Below are 20472 nucleotides of genomic sequence, written 5' to 3' on the forward strand. Positions count from 1 at the left end.
ACGGTTTTCTGTAGGCCGGATAAGGCATTTATGCCGCCATCCGGCACATGCACTGCGGCATTACTTGGTGATACGGCCCTGTGCGTCTTTCAGCGCAGCGTCTACGGTCTGACGACCGCTCGCCGCGTTGATCACAGCGGTACGCGTTGCATACCAGAACGCAGCCATCTGCGGAATGTTCGGCATGATTTCGCCTTTCTGGGCGTTATCCATGGTGGCGGCGATACGCGGATCTTTAGCCAGCTGATCCTGGAAGGATTTCAGCGCAACGGCGCCCAGCGGTTTGTCCTTGTTCACCACGTCCAGACCCTGATCGGTCAGCAGGTAGTTTTCGAGGAACTCTTTCGCCAGTTCTTTGTTCGGGCTGGCGGCGTTAATACCGGCGCTCAGAACCCCAACGAACGGTTTAGACGGTTTGCCTTTGAAGGTCGGCAGCAGTGTGACGCCGTAGTTCACTTTGCTCTTGTCGATGTTCGACCACGCCCACGGACCGTTGATGGTCATCGCGGTGTCGCCTTTGTTAAAGGCCGCTTCAGCGATGGAGTAATCGGTGTCTGCGTTCATGTGCTTGTTCTTGATAAGATCAACCAGGAAGGTCAAGCCCGCTTTCGCGCCAGCGCTATCGACGCCCACGTCTTTCACGTCGTATTTGCCGTTTTCAAACTTAAACGCGTAACCGCCGTCGGCAGCAATCAGCGGCCACGTGAAGTACGGTTCTTGCAGGTTGAACATCAGAGCGCTCTTACCTTTCGCCTTCAGCTCTTTATCCAGGGCAGGGATCTCTTCCCAGGTTTTCGGCGGGTTTGGTACGAGGTCTTTGTTGTAAATCAGAGACAGCGCTTCAACCGCGATGGGGTAGGCGATCAGTTTGCCGTTGTAACGTACGGCATCCCAGGTGAACGGATAGAGTTTGTCCTGGAACGCTTTGTCCGGGGTAATTTCTGCCAGCAGACCAGACTGCGCGTAGCCGCCGAAACGGTCATGCGCCCAGAAGATAATGTCCGGGCCATCACCGGTTGCGGCAACCTGCGGGAATTTTTCTTCCAGCTTGTCAGGGTGCTCGATGGTGACTTTGATACCGGTGTCTTTCTCGAATTTTTTACCCACTTCAGCAAGGCCGTTGTAGCCTTTATCGCCGTTAATCCAGATAACCAGCTTACCTTCTTCAATCTTGGCGAGAGCCGAGGCGGAAAACATCATCGTCGTCAGTGCGGACAATGCGAGGATGCGTGCGCCAGTCTTGATTTTCATATTCCCCATCCTTTTTGGTGAAGTGCTCGTGGATACTCAGAGGTGGCTTAACGGTTCTTAGTTTCTTTATACGGCAACCTCTTTCCATCCTCCTCGCCACTACGCCCCACCCCCGCTTTATGTGACACCTGTTGCATAAATGTGAGTAATGCGTGTTGGCGCACATAAAAACACACTGCTTTTTGCAGGCTACGTCACGAAATTCCCCTGCCGCGTGCAGCCTGGGTCTCAGAGCCTGCTTTCTCATCCTCCCGCCTCCTCCCCCATAAAAAAGCCGGGGGGTGGAGGATTTACGCAACCTATCGATGACGCATAGTCGGGGCATGATGAATGTTGCTGTCGATGACAGGTTGTAACGAAGGGAGAAGGGCATGGCGAGCGTACAGATGCGAAATGTAACGAAAGCCTGGGGTGACGTGGTGGTATCGAAAGATATCAATCTCGACATTCACGAAGGGGAATTCGTGGTGTTCGTAGGACCGTCAGGCTGCGGTAAATCGACATTGCTGCGTATGATCGCCGGGCTTGAAACCATCACCAGCGGGGACCTGTACATCGGTGAACACCGGATGAACGACATCCCGCCCGCCGAGCGTGGCGTCGGCATGGTATTCCAGTCTTATGCGCTCTATCCCCACCTTTCTGTTGCCGAAAATATGTCATTTGGCCTCAAGCTGGCGGGTGCCAAAAAAGAGGTGATGAACCAACGCGTCAATCAGGTGGCGGAAGTGCTGCAGCTGGCGCACCTGCTGGAACGCAAACCGAAAGCACTCTCTGGCGGACAACGTCAGCGTGTGGCGATTGGCCGTACGCTGGTGGCTGAACCGCGTGTATTCCTGCTCGATGAACCCCTTTCCAACCTCGATGCCGCACTGCGTGTGCAGATGCGTATCGAAATCTCCCGTCTGCATAAACGCCTGGGTCGCACGATGATTTACGTCACCCACGATCAGGTCGAAGCAATGACGCTGGCCGACAAGATTGTCGTGCTGGATGCCGGTCGCGTCGCGCAGGTCGGTAAACCACTGGAGTTATACCACTATCCGGCAGACCGCTTCGTGGCGGGTTTTATTGGTTCTCCGAAGATGAACTTCCTGCCGGTGAAAGTCACCGCGACGGCGATTGATCAGGTTCAGGTGGAGTTGCCGAATCACCAACACGTCTGGTTGCCGGTTGAAAGCCGCGATGTTCAGGTCGGCGCAAATATGTCTTTAGGTATTCGTCCGGAGCATCTGCTGCCCAGTGATATCGCCGATGTCACCCTGGAAGGCGAGGTTCAGGTCGTCGAACAACTTGGTCACGAAACGCAAATTCATATCCAGATCCCCGCCATCCGTCAAAACCTGGTGTACCGCCAGAATGACGTGGTGTTGGTAGAAGAGGGTGCCACATTCGCTATCGGCCTGCCGCCAGAGCGTTGCCATTTGTTCCGTGAGGATGGCACTGCATGTCGTCGGTTGCATCAAGAGCCGGGCGTTTAAGCACTCCCATTAAATACGCGAAGTCTGCAAAAGACGATGTGTAAAAAAAGAAAAGCAATGATCTCAGGAGATAGAATGATGATTACTCTGCGCAAACTCCCTCTGGCAGTTGCTGTTGCAGCAGGCGTTATGTCTGCTCAGGCAATGGCCGTGGATTTCCATGGTTATGCTCGTTCCGGCATTGGCTGGACGGGTAGTGGCGGCGAACAACAATGTTTTCAGGCAACCGGTGCTCAAAGTAAATACCGTCTCGGTAACGAATGTGAAACCTATGCGGAATTAAAATTGGGTCAGGAAGTGTGGAAAGAAGGCGATAAGAGCTTCTACTTCGACACTAACGTTGCCTACTCCGTAGCACAGCAAAACGACTGGGAAGCAACCAGTCCCGCCTTCCGTGAAGCGAACGTGCAGGGTAAAAACCTGATTGACTGGCTGCCAGGCTCAACCATTTGGGCCGGTAAGCGTTTCTACCAACGTCACGACGTTCATATGATCGACTTCTACTACTGGGATATCTCTGGTCCTGGTGCGGGTATCGAAAACATCGATCTGGGCTTCGGTAAACTCTCTCTGGCAGCGACCCGTTCTCAGGAAGCGGGCGGTTCTTATGCGTTCAGCAGCGATGAAGTTTATGACGCCACGAAAGACACCGCGAACGATGTGTTCGACGTACGTCTGGCAGGTATGGAAATTAACCCAGGCGGCACGCTGGAATTAGGCGTTGACTACGGTAGCGCCAACACGACTGACGGCTATGACCTTGCCGATGGCGCCACCAAAGATGGCTGGATGTTCACTGCTGAACATACGCAGAGCATGCTGAAAGGCTACAACAAGTTTGTGGTGCAGTACGCCACTGACGCGATGACCTCTCAGGGTAAAGGTATTCCGCAGGGTAGCCGCAGCCAGGATATCTTCGGTAATTTCGATAACGATCAGGACTTCCTCAACAACAACGGTAGCCTGACCCGTATTCTCGATCACGGTGCCATCTCTCTGGGCGATAGCTGGGATCTGATGTACGTGGCGATGTACCAGAATATCGACTGGGATAACGACAACGGTACTGAATGGTACACCGTGGGTGTTCGTCCGATGTACAAGTGGACGCCAATCATGAGCACCCTGCTGGAAGTGGGTTACGACAGCGTCAAATCTCAGAAAACCGACGATACCAACGACCAGTTCAAAATCACCCTGGCGCAACAATGGCAGGCTGGCGACAGCATCTGGTCTCGCCCGGCGATCCGTCTCTTTGCAACCTATGCGAAGTGGGATGAGAAGTGGGGCTACGACAATGGTGTTGCCGTTAGCGATACCAGCACCACAACCTTCAGCCGTGGTGACGATGATGAAGTCACCTTTGGCGCCCAGATGGAAATCTGGTGGTAATGCGTAGCTAATCTGACGTAAAGACCTAAAGAGGGGCGCAAGCCCCTCTGTTCTGGAGTTTAGCGCGCTATTGCCTGGCCACCGCTGAACCCATGCTATCTGAGGTGATAACAATGAAAATGAAGAAAAGTCTCGTTGCCCTTTGTTTATCTGCAGGGTTATTCGCAAGCGCACCGGGCGTGACGCTGGCGGACGTGAATTATGTTCCGCAAGACATTAGCGCTGCGCCTGCGATTCCGACCGCTGCGTTACAACAATTAACCTGGACGCCTGTCGACCAGAGCAAAACGCAGTCCACACAGCTTGCCACTGGCGGTCAACGCCTTGATGTCGCTGGTATTAGCGGCCCGGTTGCCGCCTATAGCGTACCGGCAAACATTGGTGAGCTGACACTGACGCTGACCAGCGAAGTGAACAAGCAAACCAGCGTATTTGCGCCGAACGTTCTCATTCTTGATCAGAACATGACGCCTTCTGCTTTCTTCCCCAGCAGCTACTTTACCTACCAGGAGCCGGGCGTGATGAGTGCGGATAGCCTGGAAGGGGTGATGCGTCTCACGCCAGCCCTGGGCCAGCAGAAGCTCTATGTTCTGGTCTTTACCACCGAAAAAGATCTCCAGCAGACGACTACGCTGCTCGATCCCGCTAAGGCATATGCAAAAGGCGTCGGTAACGCCATTCCGGATATCCCTGATCCTATCGCGCGTCATACCACCGACGGCCTGTTGAAACTGAAAGTGAAAACCAACAGCAGCTCCAGTGTGCTGGTGGGGCCGCTGTTTGGCTCTTCCGCACCGGGTCCGGTTACCGTCGGCAACACGGCGGCACCTGCGCCAGCGTATGCTGCCCCGGCGGCGGTTACTGCCGCGCCTGTCGTCGCACCAGCATCGGCGAAGAAAAGTGAACCCATGCTGAACGACACCGAGAGCTACTTCAACAAAGCTATTAAAGATGCCGTCGCCGCAGGTGACGTGGATAAAGCGCTGAAACTGCTCGATGAAGCCGAACGCCTGGGGTCCACATCTGCCCGTTCCACCTTTATCAGCAGTGTAAAAGGCAAGGGGTAACCGTCTCCCCGCATTGCTGATTTTGCAACAACTGGTGCGTCTCCTGACGCACCTTTTTTTATCATTCCATGCGAATTGTTACACTCCTGTTGCGCAACAGTTCACTTAATTATCTTTACGCCTCCCGTAATCTCTTTTCTGCGATACAATGCCCTCACGTTATGAACTGGAGAGCAAGGCATGCCACACCCTGCGTTAACGCAACTGCGTGCGCTGCGCTATTTTGACGCAATCCCTGCGCTGGACTCCCAACAGCTGGACTGGCTGTTACTGGAAGATTCCATGACCAAACGTTTTGAGCAGCAGGGAAAACAGGTGAGCGTGACGATGATTCGGGAAGGATTTGTTGGCCAACATGAAGTGGCGGAAGAACTGCCGCTATTGCCGACGGAATCCCGTTACTGGTTACGTGAAATTCTGTTATGCGCGGATGGTGAACCCTGGCTTGCCGGGCGTACTGTGGTGCCGGAGTCAACGTTGTGCGGCCCTGAACTGGCGTTGCAAAATCTGGGTAAAACCCCGCTCGGGCGTTACCTGTTTACATCATCGACGTTGACCCGAGATTTTATTGAGATTGGTCGCGATGCAGCGCTGTGGGGACGTCGTTCCCGTCTGCGGTTGAGTGGAAAGCCGCTCCTGCTGACAGAATTGTTTTTACCTGCATCGCCGTTGTACTGAGAGGAAAAGATATGGAGTGGAGTCTGACGCAGAATAAGCTACTGGCGTTTCACCGCTTGATGCGTACGGATAAGCCAATCGGCGCTTTACTGCTGCTCTGGCCAACACTGTGGGCGCTGTGGCTGGCGACACCCGGTGCGCCGCCGCTGTGGATTCTGGCGGTGTTTGTGGCGGGCGTCTGGTTGATGCGTGCGGCGGGATGCGTGGTGAACGACTATGCCGATCGCAAATTTGACGGGCACGTCAAACGCACGGCGAACCGACCGCTGCCCAGCGGCGCCGTCACCGAGAAAGAAGCGCGGGCGCTTTTTGTGGTTCTGGTGCTCCTCGCTTTCCTGCTGGTGTTGACGCTGAATACGATGACGATCCTGCTGTCGGTCGCCGCGCTGGCTCTGGCGTGGGTCTATCCCTTCATGAAACGTTACACGCATTTACCGCAGGTGGTGTTGGGTGCGGCGTTTGGCTGGTCGATACCGATGGCGTTTGCCGCCGTCAGTGAGTCAGTTCCGCTGAGTTGCTGGTTGATGTTCCTCGCCAACATTCTTTGGGCAGTGGCTTACGATACGCAATACGCCATGGTGGATCGGGACGATGACCTGAAAATCGGCATTAAATCAACGGCCATTCTGTTCGGTCAGTATGACAAGGTGATCATTGGCATCCTGCAGGTGGGGGTGTTGGCCTTGATGGCGCTGATTGGCTGGATGAACGGGCTGGGAGTGGGGTATTACTGGTCGCTGCTGGTGGCTGGCGCCCTGTTCGTGTATCAACAAAAACTGATTGTGCACCGTGAACGCGAAGCCTGTTTTAAAGCATTTATGAATAACAACTATGTTGGCCTGGTGCTGTTTCTGGGGCTGGCGATGAGTTACTGGCACTTCTGATAAAAAAGCCCGGTGGCGCTCGCGCTTACCGGGCCTACATTATTGCGCAGAACCGTAGGCCGGGTAAGGCGAAGCCGCCACCCGGCTTTTTAACATCACTCGTCCTGCGTTGCGCTTTCTATGGTTAAGCGCACATCTGAGGTGATCAGATTAGCCAACATCTGATAAACCTTCATCGTCTCTTCAGGCTCCGCATCACCGGTATCGCTGATGTACTTCTCATCACGCAGGGTCAACACCAAAGAGCTGAATACCGCTTTGTCGAAGAACTCCGGCGCGTTGATCCCGTGCAGAACAGAAAGACGCTGAGCCACAGTGCGGCTCTCTTTTTCCAGCGTGCCGCGGTTGATCGACGGGTTTGCACTTAACAGCCAGAAGGTGATGGCATAACGTTGCAGAGTTTCACGCGCACCCGCAGCCAACAGTTGCAGCGTACGGGAATGTGCCGGGTTGATATTCAGCTCTTCATTCTGGACGGTAATCAGTCCCTGACGCTGCATTTCACTTATCAGCGCGTCGATGACGCCCGCCAGTTCATTCCGCTCCCAGCGCAGGAACAGTTCTGCTTTCAGCATTGGGTAGAGAATTTCAACATGCTCAAGCAGCGCGTCGCGGGAGATGCGACGATGCTGGGTCACGATGGCCGCCATCAGTGAAGGCAGAACCAGCATATGCGCAATGTTGTTGCGATAGTAAGTCATCAGTACCGCCTGCTCGCGCGGAAGAATGATGATATCGCCGATAGTATCTTTCTCGACCTCGAACTTGTTCATTTGCAGCGCGTGGTCAATCAGCGCGCTGGCGCTGACCGAAGGAACCGTAGAGTCGGTGGAATACGGGACATTGCGCATTAGATCCAGATAACACTCGAGCTGCTCTGTCAGTTGCTCGCGCGTTAACGAACGCTGACGGGATGCGAGCAACGCGGTGCAACACAGGTTCATGGCATTTGCCGCGCCCGCTTTGTTAATGCGGACCATCAACTCAGCGGCGATACCATTGACCGTTGGCGTCAGCCAGGCGGGACGCACGGCTTCGATCGGATCGATAGATTCACGCCACTCAGGAACATGTTGGTTCAGGTACGTCATCAACGGCATCGGTTCGCCAAAGTTAACGTAGCCCTGACCCAGATTACGCAGCTTGCTCAAGCCACGCAGCATTTGCGGCAGGCTCTCTTTTTCTTTCGTCGCGCCACGCAACTCTTTGGCGTAAGTCCCCACTTCCATTACGTGCTCGTAACCGATGTAAATGGGGACCAGGGTGATCGGACGCGTACCGCCGCGCAGCATCGCCTGAATGGTCATCGACAGGGTGCCGGTTTTCGGATCCAGCAGACGGCCAGTACGGGAACGCCCGCCTTCCACAAAATATTCCACGGAATAACCACGGCTAAACAGCTCGCCGAGATATTCGCGGAAGACGGTGGAGTAGAGTTTGTTGCCCTTAAAGGTACGGCGGATAAAGAACGCGCCCAGGCGGCGGAAAATCGGGCCAGCTGGCCAGAAGTTCAGGTTGATACCGGCAGCGATATGCGGCGGCACCAGCCCCTGATGATAGAGCACGTACGAGAGCAACAGATAGTCCATATGGCTGCGGTGGCAGGGCACATAGACGATTTCATGCCCATCGTGCGCCAACTGGCGTACACGCTCTGCGTTGTGGACATTGATCCCCTGATACAGTCGGTTCCAGGTGAAACCCAGAATGCGGTCGGTCAGGCGAATCATCTCGTAGGAGAAGTTGGCGGCAATCTCTTCCATCAGCGCAATGGCGTTCTGCTGCGCTTTTTCATGGGAGATTTTTTTGCTGCGCGCTTCGTCTTCTACCGCGCGAGCAATGGCTTTAGACGCCAGCAACTTGTTGAACAGATCCTGTCGGGCAGGCAGGCGCGGACCGACCGCCGCCAGACGCTGACGGGCGAAATGCATTCGCGCCACACGCGCCAGTTTTTGGGCAATAATTTTGTCGGTTCCGTGTTCGTCAGCCATCCGTCGTAAGGAAACGGAAGGCGAGAAACGGACAAAACTGTCGCGCCCCAGCCAGGAAACAGCAAAGAATTTCTGTACACCATTCAGCATACGCAGAGGGGGATTTACCTCACCCTTTTCACGCCCCGGAGAGCGGCCGAACATCACCGATACCGGCACCATCTGTACATCCAGGTCTGGATTACTGCGGTGAAGGTCGAGGTAATTGTGAAAGAGTTTGATCGACTCTTCTTTCGGTGTGTAGTAGGTGAATACGCGCGGGCCGCCGTGAATAAACACATAACGCGGCAGCAGAGTTCCGTCGATCTCCAGCGGCTCTAACGGGTCGGGGAGATCGTGCGCCAGGCATTGGGCGCGCAGCGTCAGCAAGTCCGCTTTTGAGTTGTACGGTAAAACGTACATAATGGGACGAGATGTATCGAGCCCCAATTCCGGAGCGGGTTCCGCTGGAATAGACTTGCTTTTTACCAGTACGGTTAATGGTAAATTCAGTAATTTGTAGTAAATTCGTGGCCAGCCAGACATAAACGATGTAAAGCCTCTGGTTAATAATGCAAATGCGCTGCAAGGATATCAGAAAGTCTAGCGAATTTCTGGTGTATCCCGTCATACTTCGCGCCGCTGTAACCCGAATTTTGTGGGTTAACGATATAATGTCATTGACGCTGATAATGCAAAAAGGTTCTTTTGATGGCTAATAATACCACTGGACTCACCCGAATTATTAAAGCTGCTGGTTATTCCTGGAAAGGTTTTCGTGCTGCATGGATTCATGAAGCGGCATTTCGTCAGGAAAGTGTTGCTGTGCTGTTGGGCGTGGCGATTGCCTGCTGGCTGGATGTGGATGCCATCACGCGTGTTTTGTTGATTGGTTCTGTCATGCTGGTGATGATAGTGGAAATCCTCAACAGCGCGATTGAGGCGGTGGTTGACCGCGTTGGCTCTGAACACCATGAGCTTTCCGGGCGGGCGAAAGATATGGGGTCAGCGGCAGTATTGCTGTCGATCTTTGTCGCGATGATCACCTGGGGAGTCCTGCTGTGGTCGCATTTTAGATAAGGCTTCCATAATCCGATAAATCTCTTGTTTTTTGTGCCGCTTGTGGTTCCAAAATCGCCTTTAACTGTATATACTCACAGCATAACTGTATATACACCCAGGGGGCGGAATGAAAGCGTTAACGGCCAGGCAGCAAGAGGTGTTCGATCTTATTCGGGATCACATCAGCCAGACAGGTATGCCACCGACGCGTGCGGAGATCGCGCAGCGTTTGGGGTTCCGTTCCCCAAATGCGGCTGAAGAACACCTGAAAGCGCTGGCGCGTAAAGGGGTCATTGAGATTGTCTCCGGTGCCTCTCGCGGTATCCGCCTGCTGGTGGAAGAAGAAGAGGGTCTGCCTTTAGTAGGTCGCGTGGCGGCAGGGGAACCCCTTCTGGCACAGCAGCATATTGAAGGCCACTATCAGGTCGACCCGTCGCTGTTTAAACCTAATGCCGATTTCCTGCTGCGCGTCAGCGGTATGTCGATGAAAGATATTGGGATTATGGACGGTGATTTGCTGGCGGTACACAAAACCCAGGACGTGCGTAACGGCCAGGTCGTGGTGGCGCGTATCGACGATGAAGTCACGGTTAAGCGCCTGAAAAAACAGGGCAATAAAATCGAACTTCTGCCAGAAAATAGTGAATTCAAACCGATTGTGGTTGACCTGCGCGAGCAAAACTTCACGATTGAAGGGCTGGCAGTCGGCGTCATCCGTAACGGTGAGTGGTTGTAATATTGTTTTGATACAGTGGCGCATCTCGCGCCACTGTTTGTTTTAACTCCTTCTCAGGCTTTCCTGCATGCCTTTCTTTACCTCTTCCGACAAAGCGCTCTGGCGTCTCGCGTTACCGATGATTTTCTCCAATATCACCGTTCCTTTGCTGGGACTGGTGGATACTGCGGTCATTGGGCATCTGGACAGCCCTGTTTATCTGGGCGGTGTTGCCGTGGGCGCAACGGCAACCAGTTTTCTCTTCATGCTGTTGCTCTTCTTACGCATGAGCACCACCGGGCTGACGGCTCAGGCGTTTGGTGCCAAAAATCCCCAGGCGCTGGCACGCGCGCTAGTGCAGCCACTGATTCTGGCGTTGGGGGCGGGGGCTTTGATCGCGTTGTTCCGCACGCCAGTCATCGATCTTGCATTGCATATCGTCGGTGGAAATGAAGCGGTGCTGGTACAGGCGCGACGTTTTCTGGAGATCCGCTGGCTGAGCGCTCCGGCATCGCTGGCGAACCTGGTTCTGCTGGGCTGGCTGCTGGGCGTTCAGTATGCCCGCGCGCCGGTGATCCTGCTGGTTGTCGGCAACATTCTCAATATTGTGCTCGATCTGTGGCTGGTGATGGGTTTGCATATGAACGTGCAGGGCGCAGCGCTGGCGACGGTGATTGCAGAATATGCCACGTTGTTGCTTGGGCTGATGATGGTGCGCAAAGTGCTTACACTGCGCGGCGTGTCATCCACGATGCTGAAACAGGCCTGGCGGGGGAATTTCCGCCGTTTGCTGGCACTTAACCGGGATATCATGCTGCGTTCGTTGCTGTTGCAACTGTGCTTTGGTGCGATCACGGTTCTCGGGGCGCGACTGGGCAGCGACATCATTGCGGTGAACGCTGTTCTGATGACCCTGCTGACCTTTACCGCCTATGCCCTTGATGGATTTGCTTATGCTGTCGAAGCGCATTCCGGGCAGGCGTATGGCGCACGTGACGGCAGCCAGTTGCTGGATGTCTGGCGTGCTGCATGTCGGCAGTCAGGGATTGTGGCGCTGCTGTTTGCCCTCGTTTATGCCCTGGCGGGCGAGCAGATCATCGCGTTGCTAACATCGTTGCCGCAAATTCAACTTTTGGCCGATCGCTACCTTATCTGGCAGGTGGTGTTGCCGTTAATCGGTGTCTGGTGTTATTTGCTGGATGGCATGTTTATCGGGGCGACGCGTGCGGCGGAAATGCGCAACAGTATGGCCGTTGCGGCGCTGGGATTTGCACTCACGCTGTGTGCATTGCCCTGGCTGGGCAATCATGGACTGTGGCTGGCGTTAGCCGTTTTTCTGGCGCTCCGTGGACTCTCGTTGGCCTGGATCTGGCGGCGTCACTGGCGACATGGAACCTGGTTTGCCCAAGCGTGATGGTTAAAAATTCTGAATATCAAAATGAACATGGAATCACTGACTACAATTAATCTCACGTCCAGCAGAAAACGTAGTGTATTTGGGCGAAGCAATATCGCTAATCACCACTAATCATGAGGACTCGATGATGAATAAAGACGAAGTCAGCGGTAACTGGAAACAGTTCAAAGGGAAAGTGAAAGAGCAATGGGGCAAGCTGACCGATGATGATATGACGGTCATTGAAGGTAAGCGCGACCAGTTGGTCGGTAAGGTCCAGGAACGTTACGGTTACGCCAGAGACAAGGCGGAAAAGGAAGTGAGCGACTGGGAAACGCGTAATAAATACCGCTGGTAATCAGCCGCGGTGACCCGAAAGTACAAGGATGTACAGTCCATTGGGCGGTTTTGCCGCCCAACTCGCTTAACGCGGTTTTTTCTTCACCAGAATCGAATGATCGTGCTGGCACTCTTCGGGATGGCGACACGCTTCAACTTCGACGCACGCCGGGCATAACCCGTGTGCTTCAATCACGTTATGACGCAGGGCAAAACCCATTTTTGCCGCCAGCGTATGCATAATGTCTTCCACGCCCTCGGCGCTTTCTTCTTTCACCACGCCGCACCGGTCACAAATGAACATGGCTGAACTGTGGGTTGGCTGATCGAACAGATGGCAGAGCACATAGCTATTGGTGGATTCGACCTTGTGCACAAAGCCTTGCTCGAGCAAAAAATCGAGCGCACGATACACCGTAGGCGGCTTGGCCTGCGGTTCAGTTTCACGTAGCAAATCCAACAGATCATAGGCGCTGATGGCCCCTAGTTGCAGGCTCATCAAACGCAACACTTCGAGGCGCTGAGGAGTGAGTCGCACATTGCGCTGCGCACAGAGTTTCTCAGCTTGCGCCAACAGGTCTTGTGTTGTGGTCTTTTCCATTTGGCACCCCGGAGTACGTGAAACGTTAATCCCTTACTTTATCATGTTCTTCTTAAAACACCGAGATCCCCCGCGGTGTGCTATACCTGACCCATTGCACCCTGGAAAACCAAAATGAAAAGACCTGATTGCATTCGTCACTGGCGCGACGCAGAAGGCGCTGATGACTCTACCTATCCTGATAGCGATGAGCTATTTTCCATCGGCGCGCCGCTGGCGCGAACGCTCGGACTGCGTCGGCTTGGCATTCACCATGAACGCCTCCCGCCGGGTCGCCGTACCTCCTATCCGCATGCGGAAAGCGACGAAGAGGAGTTCATTTATGTGCTGGAAGGTTATCCCGAAGTCTGGATAAACGGCTATCTGTGGAAATTAGAACCCGGAGACAGCGTTGGTTTTCCGGCGGGAACCGGGGTGTGTCACACCTTTATCAATAACACCAGCGCAGAGGTTCGCCTGCTTGTTGTCGGGGAGGCGAATAAAAAACACAATCGCATCTATTACCCGATTAATCCGGTGTATGCCGCCACACGAGAAGACCGCTGGGTTGACCATCCGCCGCAGTTTTTTGGCCCGCACGACGGAAAACCAGGGCGAAAATAGTACCGTTCTTCGTCGTTGAGCATCGGGCTGGGACGGTCTGCGCCGTCGGCCCGGATCACACGCAATGCAGCCATCTGCGTGCGGTCTTGCCTCTCTGGTTTTGCTTTATGCTATAGTAGCGCCCCTTTTTCAGAATGCTTAATTAATCGCCATGCCAGAAACTTCGTCCCCCGTTTTTCCTGCCCATCGTTTTTCTATCGCGCCGATGCTCGACTGGACGGACAGACATTGCCGCTATTTCCTGCGCTTGCTCTCCCGCCAGACGCTGCTCTATACCGAAATGGTCACGACCGGCGCGATCATCCATGGCAAGGGCGATTATCTGGCGTACAGCGACGAAGAGCATCCCATCGCGCTGCAACTGGGCGGTAGCGACCCTGCGGCGCTGGCGCAGTGTGCAAAGCTGGCACAAGAGCGCGGTTATGATGAAATCAATCTCAACGTGGGTTGCCCCTCTGACCGTGTACAAAACGGCATGTTCGGTGCCTGTCTGATGGGCAATGCGCAACTGGTGGCGGATTGCGTGAAGGCGATGCGTGATGTGGTGTCGATTCCGGTGACGGTCAAAACCCGTATCGGCATTGACGATCAGGACAGCTACGAATTTCTCTGCGATTTCATCACGACGGTTGCAGGTCAAGGCGAGTGTGAGATGTTTATCATCCACGCGCGCAAAGCCTGGCTTTCTGGCCTTAGCCCGAAAGAAAACCGGGAGATCCCGCCGCTGGATTACCCGCGTGTCTACCAATTGAAGCGTGATTTTCCGCATCTGACGATGTCGATCAACGGCGGCATTAAATCGCTGGACGATGCGAAAGCGCATCTGCAGCACATGGACGGCGTGATGGTCGGGCGCGAAGCCTATCAAAACCCCGGTATTCTGGCCTCTGTCGACCGTGAGATTTTCGGTGCGACGACGGGCGATGCCGATCCGGTGGCGGTGGTGCGTGCGATGTACCCGTATATTGAGCGCGAACTCAGTAACGGCACCTATCTGGGCCATATCACCCGCCATATGCTGGGTCTGTTCCAGGGGATTCCGGGCGCGCGTCAGTGGCGTCGCTACCTGAGCGAAAATGCCCATAAAGCCGGTGCTGATATCAACGTGCTGGAGCATGCGCTGAAGCTGGTGGCGGACAAGCGTTAATTTTTCACTAAAACCTGGTCAAATTCACCACGCCCTGCACAATGTTGCGGGGTGTTTTTATTTAAAATCAACGTGTTACTTTTTGGCATGTTTCTTGTAATGATCTGTGCAGTTTTCATTAGGGGAGAGCATCATGCTGGAACTACTGTTTGTCATTGGATTTTTCATCATGTTGATGGCGACGGGGGTTTCCCTGTTGGGCGTTCTCGCCGCGTTGGTCGTGGCGACGGTGGTGATGTTTTTGGGGGGACTGTTTGCGCTGATGTTTAAACTGCTGCCCTGGCTGTTACTGGCCATTGCGGTGGTGTGGGTCATTAAGGCGATAAAAGCACCAAAAATCCCACAATATCAGCGCAATAACCGTTGGCGTTACTAAAGATGTGAGGGATGGGTCACAACCTGAAACTTTGCTCTTAGAACCCATTAGGAATTGATTATCAAATCTGTCACTATTGCGCGTCTAACGAATTCATCGAGCTGTACCCTACATACAGCCGAACTAAAAAAAGAAAGGGCTTCCCATGTGGAAGCCCAATTTCTTTCTACACCATTACGGAATGAGCAGGCTCGAACCCTGCGTCGTTCTGCTCTCCAGCGCCTGATGCGCGCGCTGTGCGTCTTTCAGCGCATACTTCTGATCCTCTGCCACATCGACCTTGATAACGCCGCTGGCAATCAGCGAGAACAGCTCATTACTGGCTTCGGTGAGTTCATCACGATTGGTGATATACCCTTGCAGAGAAGGGCGGGTCGTATACAGCGAACCTTTTTGGTTCAGGATACCTAAGTTAACGCCGGTGACTGGCCCTGACGCATTGCCAAAACTGACCATCAGGCCGCGACGTTGCAGACAATCCAGCGAAGCTTCCCATGTATCTTTGCCAACTGAGTCGTAAACGACCTGCACTTTTTTGCCGCCGGTGATCTCTTTGACCCGATCGACAATGTTTTCTTCACGGTAGTTGATCACCTGCCAGGCGCCCGCCTGCAAAGCCCGTTGCGCTTTTTGCGCGTTGCCAACCGTACCGATAAGTTTAGCGCCCAGCGCTTTCGCCCACTGGCAGGCAATCAGCCCTACACCGCCCGCGGCGGCATGGAATAAAAAAGGCTCATCGGGTTTGATTTCATAGGTTTTGCGCAGCAGATAAAAGACGGTTAAGCCTTTCAGGAAAGAGGCCGCCGCCTGCTCGAAAGAGATAGCGTTCGGTAAAATGGCGGCTTTATCGGCAGGAACATTGTGCACAGAACTGTACGCCCCAAGCGCTGACTGGGCATAAACGACGCGGTCGCCAGCTTTGAGATGTTTGACGTTGCTGCCGACTTTACTGACAATCCCCGCTGCTTCTGTGCCTAATCCACTGGGTAACGAGGGAGGCGGGTACAGACCGCTGCGAATATAGGTATCAATGTAGTTAATGCCAATGGCTTTATTTTCGACCTGGATTTCGTTCTCTGCCGGGTCTGCGGGCATAAAGTCCACCACCTTTAGTACGTCAGGGCCACCATGCTTGTGAAATTCAATTCGTGTTGCCATGCTTCCTCCAGAACGTATCGTTAGGGTCTACTTATATGGTAATCTTTCGACCCACTCTTTATCTCGGTAACTCCATTCACTATGGCAGGAAACAAACCCTTCAACAAACAACAGACTGAAGCTCGTGACCGCGATCCACAGGTTGCCGGGCTGAAAGTGCCGCCGCACTCGATTGAAGCGGAGCAGTCGGTGTTGGGCGGTTTAATGCTGGATAACGAACGCTGGGATGATGTGGCTGAGCGCGTGGTGGCAGAAGACTTTTACACCCGCCCGCACCGTCACATCTTTACCGAAATGCACCGCTTGCAGGAGATGGGCAAGCCTATCGACCTGATCACCCTGGCGGAATCGCTGGAAGTACAGGGGCAACTGGACAGCGTCGGCGGTTTTGCTTACCTGGCGGAGCTATCCAAAAATACGCCAAGTGCGGCGAACATCAGCGCGTATGCTGATATCGTCCGCGAACGCGCTGTCGTTCGCGACATGATTTCTGTTGCCCATGAAATTGCGGATGCGGGTTTTGATCCGCAAGGGCGCTCCAGCGAAGATCTGCTCGATTTGGCGGAATCACGCGTCTTTAAAATCGCCGAAAGCCGCGCCAATAAAGACGAAGGCCCGAAAAACATCGCCGATGTGCTGGATGCCACCGTTGCGCGTATCGAACAGTTGTTCCAGCAGCCGCACGATGGTGTCACCGGTGTGAATACCGGTTATGACGATCTTAATAAAAAGACGGCGGGTTTGCAGCCGTCGGATCTGATCATCGTTGCGGCGCGTCCGTCGATGGGTAAAACAACATTTGCGATGAACCTCGTCGAAAACGCCGCGATGTTGCAGGATAAGCCAGTGCTTATCTTCTCTCTTGAGATGCCCTCAGAACAGATTATGATGCGTTCTCTGGCATCGCTTTCGCGCGTGGATCAGACCAAAATTCGTACCGGGCAACTGGACGATGAAGACTGGGCGCGGATCTCCGGCACCATGGGGATTTTGCTTGAAAAGCGCAATATTTATATTGATGACTCCTCTGGCCTGACGCCGACGGAAGTGCGCTCCCGCGCGCGCCGTATCGCCCGCGAACACGGCGGTATCGGGCTTATCATGATCGACTACCTTCAGCTGATGCGCGTGCCGTCACTCTCCGACAACCGTACACTGGAGATCGCCGAAATCTCCCGATCGCTCAAAGCGTTAGCGAAAGAACTTCATGTTCCGGTCGTGGCGCTGTCACAGCTTAACCGTTCACTGGAACAACGTGCCGATAAACGCCCGGTTAACTCCGATTTGCGTGAATCTGGCTCCATTGAGCAAGATGCGGATTTGATCATGTTTATCTACCGTGACGAGGTTTATCACGAAAACAGCGACTTAAAAGGCATCGCAGAAATTATTATTGGTAAACAACGTAACGGCCCCATTGGTACGGTACGTCTGACATTTAACGGTCAGTGGTCGCGTTTTGATAATTATGCGGGGCCGCAGTACGACGACGAATAAATCTCCGTTATCCTTCACGCCGCAGATGCGTTGACTACGCCCGAGAATCCCCGGTTACTGAGTTATCTAAGCTCCCGGGAATTCCTGGGCTTGTCGCCGTCCTGCCACGCGAACGATTTAGGCGATTCTTTTTATAAGGATTTGAAATGCAAGCGGCAACTGTTGTGATTAACCGCCGCGCTCTGCGACACAACCTGCAACGACTGCGTGAACTGGCACCTGCCAGCAAACTGGTTGCGGTCGTGAAAGCGAACGCTTACGGACACGGTCTGTTAGAGACCGCGCGGACGCTCCCCGACGCTGATGCCTTTGGCGTCGCACGTCTCGAAGAAGCCCTGCGACTGCGTGCAGGGGGGATCACGCAACCCATCCTGTTACTCGAAGGCTTTTTTGACGCTGCCGATCTGCCGACCATCTCCGCGCAGCATCTGCATACCGCCGTGCATAATCAGGAACAACTCGTTGCATTAGAGTCAGCAACGCTGGATGAACCGGTGACCGTGTGGATGAAACTCGACACCGGCATGCACCGTCTGGGTGTCCTTCCCGAACAGGCCGAGGCATTTTATCAACGCCTGACGCAGTGTAAAAACGTGCGCCAGCCGGTGAACATCGTCAGCCATTTTGCCCGTGCAGACGAACCGGAATGCGGCGCGACCGAGCAGCAGCTCGATATTTTTAACACCTTCTGTGAAGGTAAGCCGGGTCAGCGTTCCATTGCAGCCTCTGGCGGCATTCTGCTGTGGCCGCAGTCTCACTTTGACTGGGCGCGTCCAGGAATCATCCTCTACGGCGTTTCGCCGCTGGAAAACCAGTCCACGGGCGCCGATTTTGGTTGCCAGCCGGTGATGTCGCTGACCTCCAGCCTGATTGCCGTACGCGAGCATAAAGCGGGCGAGCCGGTCGGTTACGGCGGAACCTGGCGAAGTGAACGCGACACGCGTCTGGGCGTGGTGGCGATGGGGTACGGCGATGGCTACCCGCGAGCCGCGCCTTCCGGAACGCCGGTATTGGTCAACGGTCGCGAAGTCCCGATTGTGGGCCGCGTGGCGATGGATATGATCTGCGTTGACCTGGGGCCAGAGGCACAGGATAAAGCGGGCGATCCGGTCATCTTATGGGGTGACGGACTGCCGGTCGAACGCATCGCTGAAATAACAAAAGTAAGTGCTTACGAACTTATCACGCGCCTGACCTCAAGGGTGGCGATGAAGTACATCGACTAACTAACCGTTCCAGGGAGGGACAATGTCACCGTCTGAAATCGCCGCGTGCCTGGCTTACGCTGTTTCCGTCGGACTGGCGGCCAGAAATAGTGTGCATACGTGGTGGATTGGGATTATTGGCAGCGCGCTGTACGGCTGGGTATTTTGGTCCGTACAGCTGTACGCCGACGTCACGCTGCAACTCTTCTTCATTGCGACCAGTATCACTGGCTGGCTACACTGGCTGAAAGGTCATCATGGCGATGTTCTGCCGATTCGCCGTACCCGCTCGGGACATTTTTTAATGCTGTTGGCCTGCGCCGTTCTGGTTGCGGGCGGTTACGGGTTTCTGCTGCATACCTTCACGAATGCGTGGGCGCCCTGGCTGGACTCGCTCATTCTCACCTTCAGCGTTCTGGCGCAATTTATGTTGATGGGGCGGCGTATTGAAAACTGGTACGTCTGGCTGGCGGTCAATACGCTGGCGGTGCCCTTGTACGCAGCGCGTGGGCTTAACCTAACCGCAGGCTTATATCTGGTGTTCTGGTTCAATGCCTGGCATGGTCTGTATCAGTGGCGAAAGGCGATCCGTACACCATGAAACCTTTCTCCAGCGGACTGGTGGTGGGCAAATTCGCCCCGTTGCATTCGGGTCATGAGCGACTCATTAACGCCGCGCTGGCGCAGTGTGACAAGGTCTTCATCATCAGCTACTCGGTGCCTGAAATGCCGGGCTGCGAGCCGGAAAAACGGCTGCGGTGGCTTCATCAGCGTTTTCCCCAATGCGACGCGCTGGTGCTCTCGCCGGAGGTTGTCTCCCGCCAGGGGCTGGATCCTGTTCCACATAATGATGCTGAGGCTGATGTTCATCGCCATTACGTTGCGACGCTCTGCCAGCAGGTTTTGCACTGTCAGCCGCAGGCCGTCTTTACCGCAGAAGCGTATGGCGACGGGTTTGCCGCCGTGCTGAGTCAGCGTTTCGGGCAGCAAGTGACGCATGTTCGTCTGCAGCGCCCTGTGGGGCCTGATGCCCCTTCCGGAACGCTGATCCGCTCTGATGTCCACCGTTACCGTACTCTGCTGGCGGCTGATGTTTATCGCAGCTTTGTTTTTCGTCTCTGCCTGCTGGGTGGGGAATCTACGGGCAAAAGTACGCTCTCAAAAGCGCTGGCGGCGGCGCTCAATACGGAGTTTATTGCAGAGTTTGGTCGTGAATATTGGGAAGAAAAGCGCGGGTTGCTGGAATATGAGGACTTACTGCATATCGCCCGTGAACAGGTTCGCCGGGAGGAGCTGGCGCGTCCGAACCGATATCTTGTCTGCGATACCTCGCCGTTAACCACGCTGTTTTATACGCTTGATCAGTTCGGCGTTGCGCCACAGGAACTGCACGACCTGGCGGAACGGGCGTATTCATTGGTGATCCTTTGCGGGGATGAATTTCCGTTTGTGCAGGATGGCACTCGCCAGGGTGTGAATTTTCGGACACGGCAGCAGGCGTGGTACGAAGCTGAGTTGTCGCGCAGAGGGATCCCCTTTTTACGTGTGCATGGCTCGCTGTCGGAACGTATCGCGCAGATCCGCCAGCGCCTGGCACTTCTTAGCTAAACATCCTCTCGATCTTCTCTCGCTTCCGGTCTATTGTGTCTT

At 54.4% G+C, this 20472-nt stretch carries 20 protein-coding genes; 16 read left to right on the top strand and 4 right to left on the bottom strand.

Annotated features, from left to right (window positions below):
* Positions 1-60: 60 nt before the first annotated feature.
* Positions 61-1251: a maltose/maltodextrin ABC transporter substrate-binding protein MalE gene (gene malE / locus AC07NP_RS09970; protein WP_192613788.1), complete on the bottom strand. Its 1191-nt coding sequence runs from the start codon at positions 1249-1251 to the stop codon at positions 61-63.
* Between the two features lie 371 nt (positions 1252-1622).
* Between malE and malK the strand changes: the two genes are divergently transcribed.
* The 5 genes from malK (at position 1623) to ubiA (ending at position 6753) form a co-directional block, all read left to right on the top strand.
* The gene (gene malK, locus AC07NP_RS09975) at positions 1623-2732 is read left to right on the top strand and encodes a maltose/maltodextrin ABC transporter ATP-binding protein MalK (protein WP_203359304.1); all 1110 of its coding nucleotides are present in this window, start codon (positions 1623-1625) and stop codon (positions 2730-2732) included.
* A 75-nt stretch (positions 2733-2807) separates the two neighbouring features.
* Entirely contained in the window at positions 2808-4124 is a 1317-nt protein-coding gene (locus AC07NP_RS09980) for a maltoporin (protein WP_203359303.1), read from the top strand.
* 113 nt (positions 4125-4237) lie between these two features.
* Entirely contained in the window at positions 4238-5191 is a 954-nt protein-coding gene (gene malM / locus AC07NP_RS09985; RefSeq protein WP_203359302.1) for a maltose operon protein MalM, read from the top strand.
* A gap of 180 nt (positions 5192-5371) precedes the next feature.
* A complete protein-coding gene (ubiC, locus tag AC07NP_RS09990) occupies positions 5372-5869 on the top strand; it encodes a chorismate lyase (protein WP_203359301.1) in 498 nt (165 codons plus the stop codon).
* An 11-nt stretch (positions 5870-5880) separates the two neighbouring features.
* Entirely contained in the window at positions 5881-6753 is an 873-nt protein-coding gene (gene ubiA / locus AC07NP_RS09995) for a 4-hydroxybenzoate octaprenyltransferase (protein WP_494660373.1), read from the top strand.
* Between the two features lie 95 nt (positions 6754-6848).
* Here ubiA and plsB read toward each other — a convergent pair whose 3' ends face one another.
* A complete protein-coding gene (plsB, locus tag AC07NP_RS10000) occupies positions 6849-9269 on the bottom strand; it encodes a glycerol-3-phosphate 1-O-acyltransferase PlsB (RefSeq protein ID WP_494660374.1) in 2421 nt (806 codons plus the stop codon).
* A gap of 165 nt (positions 9270-9434) precedes the next feature.
* On the opposite strand from plsB, the gene AC07NP_RS10005 reads away from it, so the two are divergent.
* The 4 genes from AC07NP_RS10005 to AC07NP_RS10020 all read left to right on the top strand — a co-directional run bounded on the left by AC07NP_RS10005 (position 9435) and on the right by AC07NP_RS10020 (position 12254).
* On the top strand, positions 9435-9803 hold the full coding sequence (locus AC07NP_RS10005) for a diacylglycerol kinase (protein ID WP_494660375.1): 369 nt from the start codon (positions 9435-9437) through the stop codon (positions 9801-9803).
* Positions 9804-9912: 109 nt separating this feature from the next.
* A complete protein-coding gene (gene lexA, locus AC07NP_RS10010; RefSeq protein WP_162381749.1) occupies positions 9913-10521 on the top strand; it encodes a transcriptional repressor LexA in 609 nt (202 codons plus the stop codon).
* A gap of 67 nt (positions 10522-10588) precedes the next feature.
* A complete protein-coding gene (dinF, locus tag AC07NP_RS10015) occupies positions 10589-11914 on the top strand; it encodes an MATE family efflux transporter DinF (RefSeq protein ID WP_494660376.1) in 1326 nt (441 codons plus the stop codon).
* A 130-nt stretch (positions 11915-12044) separates the two neighbouring features.
* The gene (locus AC07NP_RS10020) at positions 12045-12254 is read left to right on the top strand and encodes a CsbD family protein (protein WP_192614421.1); all 210 of its coding nucleotides are present in this window, start codon (positions 12045-12047) and stop codon (positions 12252-12254) included.
* A gap of 66 nt (positions 12255-12320) precedes the next feature.
* On the opposite strand, the gene zur is transcribed toward AC07NP_RS10020, so the two are convergent.
* The gene (zur, locus tag AC07NP_RS10025) at positions 12321-12836 is read right to left on the bottom strand and encodes a zinc uptake transcriptional repressor Zur (protein ID WP_494660377.1); all 516 of its coding nucleotides are present in this window, start codon (positions 12834-12836) and stop codon (positions 12321-12323) included.
* Between the two features lie 114 nt (positions 12837-12950).
* Between zur and AC07NP_RS10030 the strand changes: the two genes are divergently transcribed.
* The 3 genes from AC07NP_RS10030 (at position 12951) to pspG (ending at position 14962) form a co-directional block, all read left to right on the top strand.
* Positions 12951-13439, top strand: a complete 489-nt coding sequence (locus tag AC07NP_RS10030; RefSeq protein ID WP_203359296.1) for a cupin domain-containing protein — start codon at positions 12951-12953, stop codon at positions 13437-13439.
* Between the two features lie 151 nt (positions 13440-13590).
* Positions 13591-14586, top strand: a complete 996-nt coding sequence (dusA, locus tag AC07NP_RS10035) for a tRNA dihydrouridine(20/20a) synthase DusA (protein ID WP_494660378.1) — start codon at positions 13591-13593, stop codon at positions 14584-14586.
* Between the two features lie 133 nt (positions 14587-14719).
* Positions 14720-14962, top strand: coding sequence for an envelope stress response protein PspG (pspG, locus tag AC07NP_RS10040; protein WP_203359294.1), 243 nt, complete (start codon positions 14720-14722; stop codon positions 14960-14962).
* Positions 14963-15136: 174 nt separating this feature from the next.
* Here the strand turns inward: pspG and AC07NP_RS10045 are convergent, their stop codons facing one another.
* The gene (locus AC07NP_RS10045) at positions 15137-16120 is read right to left on the bottom strand and encodes a quinone oxidoreductase (protein ID WP_203359293.1); all 984 of its coding nucleotides are present in this window, start codon (positions 16118-16120) and stop codon (positions 15137-15139) included.
* 81 nt (positions 16121-16201) lie between these two features.
* Between AC07NP_RS10045 and dnaB the strand changes: the two genes are divergently transcribed.
* The 4 genes from dnaB (at position 16202) to AC07NP_RS10065 (ending at position 20430) form a co-directional block, all read left to right on the top strand.
* Positions 16202-17617: a replicative DNA helicase gene (gene dnaB, locus AC07NP_RS10050; RefSeq protein WP_192613774.1), complete on the top strand. Its 1416-nt coding sequence runs from the start codon at positions 16202-16204 to the stop codon at positions 17615-17617.
* Positions 17618-17763: 146 nt separating this feature from the next.
* Positions 17764-18843 carry an alanine racemase gene (gene alr / locus AC07NP_RS10055; protein WP_494660379.1) on the top strand — a complete coding sequence of 360 codons (1080 nt, stop codon included), beginning with the start codon at positions 17764-17766 and terminating at the stop codon, positions 18841-18843.
* A gap of 22 nt (positions 18844-18865) precedes the next feature.
* The gene (pnuC, locus tag AC07NP_RS10060; RefSeq protein WP_494660380.1) at positions 18866-19423 is read left to right on the top strand and encodes a nicotinamide riboside transporter PnuC; all 558 of its coding nucleotides are present in this window, start codon (positions 18866-18868) and stop codon (positions 19421-19423) included.
* The gene (locus tag AC07NP_RS10065) at positions 19420-20430 is read left to right on the top strand and encodes an AAA family ATPase (protein ID WP_494660381.1); all 1011 of its coding nucleotides are present in this window, start codon (positions 19420-19422) and stop codon (positions 20428-20430) included. The genes pnuC and AC07NP_RS10065 overlap by 4 nt, the downstream gene beginning before the upstream one ends.
* Positions 20431-20472: the final 42 nt, after the last annotated feature.

Source organism: Citrobacter sp. GW821-FHT07H02, from assembly GCF_059418505.1.